Source organism: Inquilinus limosus MP06 (assembly GCF_000767795.1).
GTDB classification, from domain to species: domain Bacteria; phylum Pseudomonadota; class Alphaproteobacteria; order DSM-16000; family Inquilinaceae; genus Inquilinus; species Inquilinus limosus_E.
In genome coordinates this window covers 1-9,242 of the sequence record NZ_JANX01000218.1, presented here as the reverse complement: position 1 = coordinate 9,242, position 9,242 = coordinate 1, and the positions used below count along the sequence as shown (strand labels likewise).

The 9,242-nt window shown below is 70.4% G+C and carries 10 protein-coding genes and 1 pseudogene; 10 read left to right on the top strand and 1 reads right to left on the bottom strand.

The features are described from left to right. Window positions 1-490, bottom strand: a pseudogene (locus P409_RS40380) (hypothetical protein); the annotation flags it as partial. 166 nt (window positions 491-656) lie between these two features. Here P409_RS40380 and P409_RS17415 point away from each other — a divergent pair. From P409_RS17415 to P409_RS17370, 10 genes are all read left to right on the top strand, one after another. Further along, complete coding sequence (locus tag P409_RS17415; RefSeq protein WP_034840168.1) at window positions 657-1,775, top strand: winged helix DNA-binding domain-containing protein; 1,119 nt, start codon at window positions 657-659, stop codon at window positions 1,773-1,775. Between the two features lie 70 nt (window positions 1,776-1,845). Then, on the top strand, window positions 1,846-2,763 hold the full coding sequence (locus P409_RS17410) for a LysR family transcriptional regulator (RefSeq protein WP_034840165.1): 918 nt from the start codon (window positions 1,846-1,848) through the stop codon (window positions 2,761-2,763). Window positions 2,764-2,911: 148 nt separating this feature from the next. Next, window positions 2,912-3,625, top strand: a complete 714-nt coding sequence (locus P409_RS17405; RefSeq protein ID WP_034840163.1) for an SDR family NAD(P)-dependent oxidoreductase — start codon at window positions 2,912-2,914, stop codon at window positions 3,623-3,625. Between the two features lie 57 nt (window positions 3,626-3,682). Beyond that, window positions 3,683-3,919: a tautomerase family protein gene (locus tag P409_RS17400; protein ID WP_034840160.1), complete on the top strand. Its 237-nt coding sequence runs from the start codon at window positions 3,683-3,685 to the stop codon at window positions 3,917-3,919. A gap of 127 nt (window positions 3,920-4,046) precedes the next feature. Beyond that, window positions 4,047-5,444: a cytochrome b6 gene (locus P409_RS17395; RefSeq protein WP_034840156.1), complete on the top strand. Its 1,398-nt coding sequence runs from the start codon at window positions 4,047-4,049 to the stop codon at window positions 5,442-5,444. A 23-nt stretch (window positions 5,445-5,467) separates the two neighbouring features. Beyond that, the gene (locus tag P409_RS17390; protein WP_034840153.1) at window positions 5,468-6,097 is read left to right on the top strand and encodes a DUF4142 domain-containing protein; all 630 of its coding nucleotides are present in this window, start codon (window positions 5,468-5,470) and stop codon (window positions 6,095-6,097) included. Window positions 6,098-6,249: 152 nt separating this feature from the next. Next, entirely contained in the window at window positions 6,250-7,113 is an 864-nt protein-coding gene (locus tag P409_RS17385; RefSeq protein ID WP_034840151.1) for a helix-turn-helix transcriptional regulator, read from the top strand. Between the two features lie 235 nt (window positions 7,114-7,348). Further along, complete coding sequence (locus tag P409_RS17380) at window positions 7,349-7,804, top strand: VOC family protein (protein ID WP_034840149.1); 456 nt, start codon at window positions 7,349-7,351, stop codon at window positions 7,802-7,804. Beyond that, window positions 7,801-8,814: an ABC transporter substrate-binding protein gene (locus P409_RS17375; RefSeq protein WP_034840146.1), complete on the top strand. Its 1,014-nt coding sequence runs from the start codon at window positions 7,801-7,803 to the stop codon at window positions 8,812-8,814. The genes P409_RS17380 and P409_RS17375 overlap by 4 nt, the downstream gene beginning before the upstream one ends. Then, window positions 8,811-9,242 (top strand): ATP-binding cassette domain-containing protein (locus P409_RS17370; RefSeq protein ID WP_202964702.1); only part of this gene is annotated, 432 nt, incomplete at its 3' end. The genes P409_RS17375 and P409_RS17370, both read left to right, overlap by 4 nt.

Here is a 9,242-nt window from a genome sequence, read left to right as displayed (position 1 = left end):
ATCGCCGTCCTCCTGTTCCGTCGATCGGTTGACGGTAGCGGCGCGGCCGGCCCAGTGTCGAGTCAGCCGCTTCTCTCACCGTCATTGCGAGGAGGCGAAGCCGACGAAGCAATCCATCGGCCCGCATGAGCGGCACCATGGACTGCTTCGCTGCGCTCGCAATGACGGTGCTGGGGACGGCGATACGGTGCCGGACGGCCGTCGGGGCGGGTGTCAGGCCGAGCGCCCGCCCGGCCGCACCCCGAAGCTGGCGAGCCTCCTCGGCCTCGGTGATCAGGTAGCCGATGGTCAGGACAATGCCGTCGTCGCGGATCACCACGCCGTTGCCGGTCCTTTCGGTGCCCAGCGTGCCGGCGGTGTAGGCGTCGACCGGGACGCGCGCGGTCAGGCCGACCACGGCGTCGAGGGCGCGGTCGAGATCGAAGGCGTAGTCGTCGGGGTCGGGCTGCGCCCGAACGGGCACTTCCCAGTCGTCCGGTCCGAGGGCCATCGCGGCCTCCATGGGTATCGGGCGGGATAGTCCCCCGATTGTCCACGCCTTGGCGGGCCGGATGCAAGCCCCCAGACGGGAGGGGCCGGCCGGGCCCCCGCGCCGGGGCTTGTGCCCCGCCGCCGATCGGGGACAGGGTGGCGCCGGGATTCGGATCGGGGGATGTATGGCGAAGGCGGACGCAGGGGAAACGCTGGACCGGCGCGGCCGCAACCGGGCGCTGCTGGGCCGGCAAGGGCTGCTGCGGCGCTGGAGCATCGGCGCCACTGAGGCGATCGAGCGGCTGGTCGGGATGCAGTCGCAGTCCCCGACCGCGCCCTATGTCGGGCTGTGGAGCCGGCTGGAGCGGTTCGAGCTGGAGGACCTGGCCGAGCTGATCCGCGACCGCAAGGCGGTGCGCATCGCCCTGATGCGGTCGACCATCCACCTCGTCACCGCCCGCGACTGCCGGGTGCTGCGCCCGGTGCTGCAGGGGGTGCAGGAGCGGCTGCTGATGACCGGCACGCCCTATGGCAAGCAGCTTGCCGGGCTGGACCTGGAAGCGGTGGTGGCGGCCGGGCGGCGCCTGCTGGTCGACCAGCCGCGCACGGTGGAGGAGATGGGCCGGCTGCTGCAGAAGCAGTGGCCGGACCGCGACGCCAAGGCCCTATCCTATGCCATACGCAACCTGGCGCCGCTGGTGCAGGTGCCGCCGCGCGGCCTGTGGGGCATCGGCGGCCTGCCGCTGTGCAGCACGGCCGAGAGCTGGCTGCGCCAGCCGCTGGGCACGGACACGGCGCCGGAGCCGATGCTGCTGCGCTACCTCGCCGCCTTCGGCCCGGCCAGCGTGCAGGACATGCAGATCTGGTCGGGCCTGACCCGGCTGCAGGCCACGGTCGACGCGCTGCGGCCGAAGCTGGTGAGCCTGCGCGACGAAGCCGGGCGCGAGCTGTTCGACCTGCCCGACGCACCCCGCCCCGGCCCGGATGTGCCGGCGCCGCCGCGCTTCCTGCCGGAATACGACAACCTGCTGCTGTCCCACGCCGAGCGCGAGCATGTCATCGCCGAGCAGTACAGGCCGCTGGTCTATGGCAACTTCATGCCGCCGGTGCTGCTGGTCGACGGGGTGGTACGCGGCCGCTGGAAGGTGAGCCAGGCGCGCGGCGCCGCGGTGCTGCGGATCGAGATGTTCGAGCCGCTGTCGAAGCCGGAGACCGCCGCGGTGACCGAGGAAGGCGAAAGCCTGCTGGCGCTCGTCGCCGAAGGCGCCAGGAGCCGCGAGGTGCGGATCGAGGCCGTTGCTTAGCCCAGAGCTTTGCACCGGTCGTCGGAATGCCTAGGCTCAGGCCTTCAGTGTCCCACATCCGGGAAGAATGATGGACCGGATCGACGCCATACGCGTGTTCGTCTCGGCCCTGGACACGGGCAGCCTGGCCGGTGCCGGCCGGCGGCTCGGCCGCTCGCCCGCCGCTGTCAGCCGGGCCATCGCGTTCCTGGAGAACCATGTCGGGGTGCAGCTGCTGCACCGCACGACCCGGTCGATCCGGCTGAGCGAGGCGGGAGAGCGCTACGCCGCCGCCTGCCGCCGGGTTCTGATCGACCTGGAGGAGGCCGACATGCTGGCCGCCGGCGAGCGGGCGGCGCCGCGCGGCCTGCTGACCCTGACCGCGCCCCTGATCAGCGGCGAGGACGTGCTGCGCCCGATCCTGGACGCCTTTCTCGACGCCTATCCCGCCGTCTCGGCCCGTCTGCTGCTGCTCGACCGGCCGGTCAGCCTGATCGACGAGGGCATCGACGCCGCCCTGCGCATCGCCCATCTGCCGGATTCCACCCTGGTCGCGGTGCGGGTGGGCGAGGTCCGCCGGGTGGTGGCGGCCGCCCCCGCCTATCTGGCGCAGCATCCGCGGATCGACGAGCCCGCCGACCTGGCCCGGCACAGGATCGTCTCGATGACGCATTTCGGCATCGATTCCTGGAGCTTCCCGCCGGCGCCGGGGTCGACCAGTGCCAGGACCGTGCAGTTCACGCCACGACTGATCGTCAACAGCGTCCGGGCCGCGATCGCGTCGGCCGCCGAGGGACACGGTGTCACCCGACTGTTCTCCTACCATGTCGGCGAGGAGGTCCAGGCCGGTCGGCTGAAGATCGTGCTGGCCGACGCGGAACCCGCCCCCCTGCCCGTCCACATCATCACCCCGGAGGGCCGCCTGTCGGTGCCGAAGGTCCGCGCCTTCGTCGACTTCGCCCTGCCACGGCTGAAGGCCCAATTCGCCCGCCTCACGCCCGGCGCCTGATCCGGTATTCCGTTTCACGCAACAGTCTCTCCCGGATGACGTCTATTCGAACGATCGACGGCAGGCCGTAAATAGATCGGCACCGGCGCCGCAGTGGCCCGGCCGACCGGAGATCGCTCCGGCCGCTGCACGATCTCAGAGGCACATCATGGGAACCGAACGGAAGGTCGCCGTCATCACCGGCGCCTCGCAGGGCATCGGCGCGGGCCTGGTCAAGGCCTATCGCGACCTGAACTACAAGGTGGTCGCCAATTCCCGCTCGATCCGCCAGGGCAGCGACCCCGACATCCTCGCGGTCGAGGGCGACATCGCGGATCCGCGCGTCGCCGCCCGCGTGGTCGAGGAAGGCCTGGCCCGCTTCGGCCGGGTCGACACGCTGGTGAACAATGCCGGCATCTTCGTCGCCAAGCCCTTCACCGACTACACCGAGGCGGACTTCGCCCAGGTGCTGTCGGTCAACCTGGCCGGCTTCTTCCACGTCACGCAGCACGCCATCGCGGCGATGCTGAAGCAGGGCTCGGGCCACGTCGTCAATATCACCACCAGCCTGGTCGACCAGCCGATCGCCGGCGTCCCCGCGGTGCTGGCGTCGCTGACCAAGGGCGGCCTGAACTCCGCCACCAAGGGGCTGGCGATCGAATATGCGGCCAAGGGCATCCGAGTGAACGCCGTGTCGCCCGGCATCATCAAGACGCCGATGCACGCGCCCGAGACGCATGAGGCGCTGGGCAGGCTGCACCCGGTCGGCCGGATGGGCGAGATCCGCGACATCGTCGATGCGGTCGTCTTCCTGGAGACTGCCGGCTTCGTGACGGGCGAGATCCTGCATGTCGACGGCGGCCAGAACGCAGGCCACTGGTGAAACCACGGATGGCGGCGGCAGCAGGCGGCCGCCCATCCCTGACCAAGGAGAACGGCGATGCCGATGGTGACCATTCAGGTGACCCGCGAGGGATCCTCGCCCGACCGCCGCGCGGTGACGGCGGAGGAGAAGGCCGCCCTGATCCAGGGCGTCAGCCAGCTGCTGCTGGACGTGCTGAACAAGCCGCTCGACGCGACCTTCGTGGTGATCGAGGAGGTGCCGATGGAGAACTGGGGCGTCGGCGGCCTGCCGGTCGCGGAGTACCGCCGGCAGCTCGCGGCCAAGCCGGGCTGAGCCGCCCCTCGGATTTTCATCTGGCCGACCGGAACCGGGCCGAAAAAGTTCCTGTTGGCCCGGAAACCGCCGCGCCGGCCGATGCCCCCCGGCGGCGGATTTCCGAGGATGATTTCCGAGGTGCCCGATGGCCCGCCGTCTGTTGCTGCCCCTGTCCCTGCTCACGGCCGGCATCGTCGCCGGCGTCGGCGCCCTGGCCGGGTCGCTGCCGCCTGACGCGACCTACCGGCCGCTGCCGACCCAGCCCTTCGATCAGGTCAAGACGGATGATGAGGCGGCCAAGCCGGAGGTGATGCGGCGGCAGCAGCGGCTGCTGGACGAGCGTTACGACCTGGCCGACCGGCCGATCCCCGGCGTGATGATGTCGGGCGGGCGCAAGCCGGTGCAGGCCGGCGTCCGGGTGAAGCTGCCGCAAGGCGCGACCTGGGACGAGCTGGCGGCGATGAGCCCGGACGAGATCAAACAGCGCAGCCTGTTCCCGGCCGGCTTCCTGCCCCTGCCCCATGTCAAGCAGGCGACCGGCGGCCAGGTGTTCCCGAACCACCAGATCGACGAGATCGCCCGTCAGGAGCAGCGCAACCTGCGCCGCTTCGACGTCGATTTCGACCTGCCCGACACCTTCACCCCGGAATTCCCGCCGCCGATCTTCCTGACCACGCATCCGGAGCTGGGCGACGTCTCGCGCGGGCAGCTGCTGACCATCAAGAACTACTATTCGATGATGGTCGGGCTGATCACCCCGGTGCAGATGGAGGGGCTGCGCCTGCTTCTGACGCCCTTCCCGCAGGAGGAGTTCAACCAGACCGAGGATCGCAAGAGCGCCGACCAGAGCCTGGGCGTCACCTGCCTCGACTGCCACGCCAACTTCCACACCAATGCCGCTTTCCACCAGACTCCCGACATCCGGCCGCAGGCGGATCGCTTCCGGCTGGATACGGTGAGCCTGCGCGGCGTGTTCAACCAGCAGATCCATGGCTCGAAGCGCTCGCTGCGCTCGGTCGAGGATTTCACCGAGTTCGAGCAGCGCACCGCCTATTTCAACGGCGACCAGACCAGCGCCCAGCGCAAGGGCGTGAACCTGCCGGAGCGGCACGACCAGACGTCGATGATGGCGCAGATGCAGAACATCGTCGACTTCCCGCCGGCGCCGAAGCTGACCCCGCTGGGCCGGCTGGACCCGGCCAAGGCGACCGAGCAGGAGCTGGCGGGCGAGCGAATCTTCATGGGCAAGGGCCAGTGCGCCAGCTGCCACGTGCCGCAGACCTCGTTCATGGACAACCAGATGCACGACCTGAAGGCCGAGCGCTTCTACGACATCGGCCGCACGGCGAACGGGCTGGTGATGCTGCCGGACGGGCCGATCAAGACCTTCAGCCTACGCGGCATCAAGGATTCCCCGCCCTATCTGCATGACGGCCGCCTGCCGACCCTCGCCGACACGGTCGAGTACTTCAACCTCGTGCTCGGGCTGAAGCTGACCCAGGACGAGAAGGAAGAGCTGACCGCCTATCTGCTGACACTGTGACGGTCATGGAAGGAGGAACCGGCATGACGGATCGGATCGCGGCCGCGGCGCTGGCGGCCTTCCTGCTCGCGGCGCCATCGGGCTGGGCCCAGACGACGGTCAATCCGACCACCCCGGCGCCGGGCAATCCGGCGACCACGCCGGCCGGAACACCGGAACGGAAGCCCGGAACGCCGGCGCCGCATCAGCCGAACACCTCGGACCAGGTCTTTGCCGTCGCCGCGGCGCAAGGCGGCCTGGCCGAGGTGGCCTTCGGCAAGCTTGCGGAGGCGCGGGGCGGCAGCGACGCCGTGCGCGATTTCGGCCGGCAGATGGTGCGCGATCACGGCAAGGCGAACGATCGCCTGGCCGGGCTGGCGAAAGCCGCCGGCATCGTCCTGCCCCGGGAGATGGATGCCGAGCACAAGGCGATCCACGACAAGCTGAAGGGGTTGACGGGCGATGATTTCGACCGCGCCTACGTCGCCAGCCAGATCGCCGACCACCAGGCTACGGCGCAGCTGCTGGAGTACGAGATAGGCGCAGGCCAGGACGAGGACCTCAAGGCCTTCGCCTCCGACACCCTGCCGATCGTATTCCACCACCTGCAGATGGCTCAGGGGCTGCACACGGAAATGGCCAGCACTGCACCGCCGGTGCCGAAGTCGAAATAGCCGCTCACCGACTCCCCTCACCTCGTGAGCCGGGCCAGTGGCCCGGCTCGCCGCCGTCTGGCATGCTGCTTGCGTCGTTCCGGAACGGGAACGGCAGCGGAACCGCAGCCGGTAGAGCCGCGGACCGCGCGGGCAGGCAGGGAGAGCATGAGATGGACGGTCTCGACCCTTCGGTCTTCGCCATCAGCCGGCCGGCACTGCACGACTACGCGGCGGCGGCGCGGCCGGACATCATGGTGGAGTGCTATCGCAGCGACGCCGGGCAGATGGAATCCTGCGGCGCGCTGCACCGGCTGTCGCTGAACCGCAGCGGCCACGGGCGCTATGCCTTCCGCATCGGCGAGGGGCCGACGCGACGGGTGGCGCGGCCGGCCTGGACCCTGGGCGTGCAGCCGGCCGGGCTGCCGCTGTTCGTCGACGGCGACGGCGCCGAGTACATCTCGATCTTCCAGCCGCCCGCGGCCTATCGTCGGATCGGGCAGGAGATCGGGCCGGCGGATTTCGACGATTCCGAGATGCTGGTCGCCGCCGACCCGGTCACGGTGCACATCGCCCTGGCGCTGGCCGAATTGGCACGGCAGCCGGAAGCGACCGATCCGCTGCTGGCGGAGCAGTTGGGCCTGACTTTCGCCGCCTGCACTCTGCGCCTCCTCTCCCGTCGCCCGGCGCCGCGGCCGGAGCGGCCCGACGCGCTGTCGCCGGACCGGCTGCGCCGGGTGCTGGAGCATGTCGAAGATGCGCTGGAGGACGGCGATCTGAGCCTGGCCGGACTGGCCGCCGTCGCCCGGCTCAGCCCGTTCCATTTCAGCCGCGCCTTCAAGGCTGCGACCGGCCGGGCGCCGCACCAGTTCGTGCTGGCGCGGCGGGTCGAGCGGGCCAAGGCGCTGCTGGCTCGGCGCGAGCTCGCGCTGGCCGAGATCGCCTACCGCGCCGGCTTCGCCAGCCAGGCGCATTTCTCCACCGCCTTCCGCCGCGCCACCGGCACCACCCCGGCGCGGTTCAGGGCTGACCGCTAGGGTTTTGGAGAGGCTCCCCTCCTTTGTCATGCCCGGGCTTGACCCGGGCATCCAGAGATGTCGAGGCCGCTCTGGGTGGCTCCTGGATTGCCGGGTCAAGCCCGGCAATGACAGTTGAGAGAATGAGCCAGGCGGTCGAAGCCGGAGCAAGATCAAGCAACAGATGCGCAGGATCACGGAAGAAGGGCGGCGTCCGGCGGCGCCATGATCGGCGCGAGACCGTCCGGAGACCGCCATGCCCTTCGCCCAGTCCCATCCGATCACCGATGTCTGCTTCCTGGTCGAGGATGTCGAGCGGGCGGCCGCCTTCTACGTCGACAAGCTGGGCTTCCGGCTGCGCCGCCGCGCCCCGGGCTTCGCCGACTTCAAGGGCGCCGGGCTGACCCTGGCGCTGTGGGAGATCGGCCATATCGCCGAGCACACCGGCGTCTCCGGCCGCCGCGCCCCGCCGCAGGTGCACAAGGCCTGCGCCGCCGCCGAGCTGCCCTCGCCCGCCACGGTGGACGCGGTCTATCGCGAGCTCAGCACCCTCGGCGTGCCGTTCACCCGGCCGCCCGCCGACTATCCGTGGAACGCGCGCTGCGCCTATTTCACCGACCCGGACGACAATCTGTGGGAGATCTATGCCTGGCTCGACGGCGGCCCTGTCGGCGACGTCGAAGGCCCGGCCGCTGGAGGGAGGACCGCATGACCGCCTTCGACCGCCGCACCGTCCTGGCCGGGATCGCCGCCTTCGGCGCCGGCATCGCGCTCAAGATCCCGGAGGGTCGGACCGAAGCCGCCAAGGTGGTGATCAAGTACGACTGGCTGATCAGCAACGGCCAGATCGGCGACGTGGTGGCGCTGAAGCAGGGGCTGTTCCAGGCCGAGGGGCTGGAGGTCGACTTCTCGCCCGGCGGCCCGAACTCCGCCACCGTGCCGCCGGTGGTCACCGGCCAGGCGGCGCTGGGCCAGTTCTCCGATTCCGCGCAGCTGCTGCTGGCCCGCGGCTCCGGCGTGCCTGTGAAGGTGATCGCCTGCGGCTATCGCTCCGGCCCCTTCGCCTTCTACTCCCTGCCCAAGGCGCCGATCCGCAGCGTCAAGGACATGATCGGCAAGCGCATCGGCATCCAGCCGACCGCCCGCTTCGTGCTGGACGCGATCCTGGCGCAGAACAGGATCGATGCGTCGCAGCTGGACATCACCAATATCGGCTTCGACATGACGCCGCTGGTGGCCGGCCAGGTCGACGCGGTCACCGGCTGGATCACCAACACCAAGGCGCTGTCGGTGATCGGGCCGGACCGGATCGACCTGATGATGAAGGACACCGGCCTGCCCTCCTACTCCAACGTCTATTTCGCCACCGACGCGGCGCTGGCGCAGAATGCCGAGGTGCTGGCGAAGTTCCTGCGCGCCGTGGCCAAGGGCTGGGCCTGGACCCATGCGCATCCGAAGGAGGCGGTGGACCTGACCGTGGACGCCTACCCGCAGCTGGACCGCGAGACCGAGCAGGCGACGATTGGGCTGGTGCTGAAGCTGAGCTTCGACGCCGACACCAGGGCGAAAGGCTGGGGCTGGTTCGACCCCGCCGCGATCGCCGAGCAGGTGCGGATCTATGACTCGATCGGCCAGTTCCAGGGCAGTGCGCCGAAGCCGGAGGAGTGCTGGTCCGGCGCGATCCTGGAGATGACCGCAGCCGACCGGCCGAAGCTGGGGTGACGGGACAGGTGGACAGCGTCGCGATCCGCTGCCGCGGGCTCGCTCTCGGATACGGCTCCGTCCCCGTGCTGGACGGCGTCGACCTGGATGTGCCGCAGGGCGGCTTCCTGACCATCCTCGGCCCCTCCGGCTGCGGCAAGTCGACCCTGCTGCGGGTGGTGGCCGACCTGCTGGCGCCGCTGGGCGGCGAGATCGCGGTGCTGGGCGGACCGCCGACAGCGGCCCGGCAGCGCCGCGACGTCGGTTTCGTGTTCCAGGACCCGACCTTGCTGCCCTGGCGCAGCGTGCGCGCCAATATCGAGCTGCCGCTGCTGGTCGGCCGCGGCCGCACCGCCCGGCCGGACCGGGTGGCGACCGACGACCTGCTGGCCCCTGCTCGGCCTCGGCGGGCTGGCGGAGCGGATGCCGGACCAGTTGTCGGGCGGCCA

Excerpts from the sequence above, each read along its gene's own strand:
- P409_RS17415 (WP_034840168.1), top strand. The coding sequence starts at position 657 with ATGGCGAAGGCGGACGCAGGGGAAACGCTGGACCGGCGCGGCCGCAAC.
- P409_RS17410 (WP_034840165.1), top strand. The coding sequence starts at position 1,846 with ATGGACCGGATCGACGCCATACGCGTGTTCGTCTCGGCCCTGGACACG.
- P409_RS17405 (WP_034840163.1), top strand. The coding sequence starts at position 2,912 with ATGGGAACCGAACGGAAGGTCGCCGTCATCACCGGCGCCTCGCAGGGC.
- P409_RS17400 (WP_034840160.1), top strand. The coding sequence starts at position 3,683 with ATGCCGATGGTGACCATTCAGGTGACCCGCGAGGGATCCTCGCCCGAC.
- P409_RS17395 (WP_034840156.1), top strand. The coding sequence starts at position 4,047 with ATGGCCCGCCGTCTGTTGCTGCCCCTGTCCCTGCTCACGGCCGGCATC.
- P409_RS17390 (WP_034840153.1), top strand. The coding sequence starts at position 5,468 with ATGACGGATCGGATCGCGGCCGCGGCGCTGGCGGCCTTCCTGCTCGCG.
- P409_RS17385 (WP_034840151.1), top strand. The coding sequence starts at position 6,250 with ATGGACGGTCTCGACCCTTCGGTCTTCGCCATCAGCCGGCCGGCACTG.
- P409_RS17380 (WP_034840149.1), top strand. The coding sequence starts at position 7,349 with ATGCCCTTCGCCCAGTCCCATCCGATCACCGATGTCTGCTTCCTGGTC.
- P409_RS17375 (WP_034840146.1), top strand. The coding sequence starts at position 7,801 with ATGACCGCCTTCGACCGCCGCACCGTCCTGGCCGGGATCGCCGCCTTC.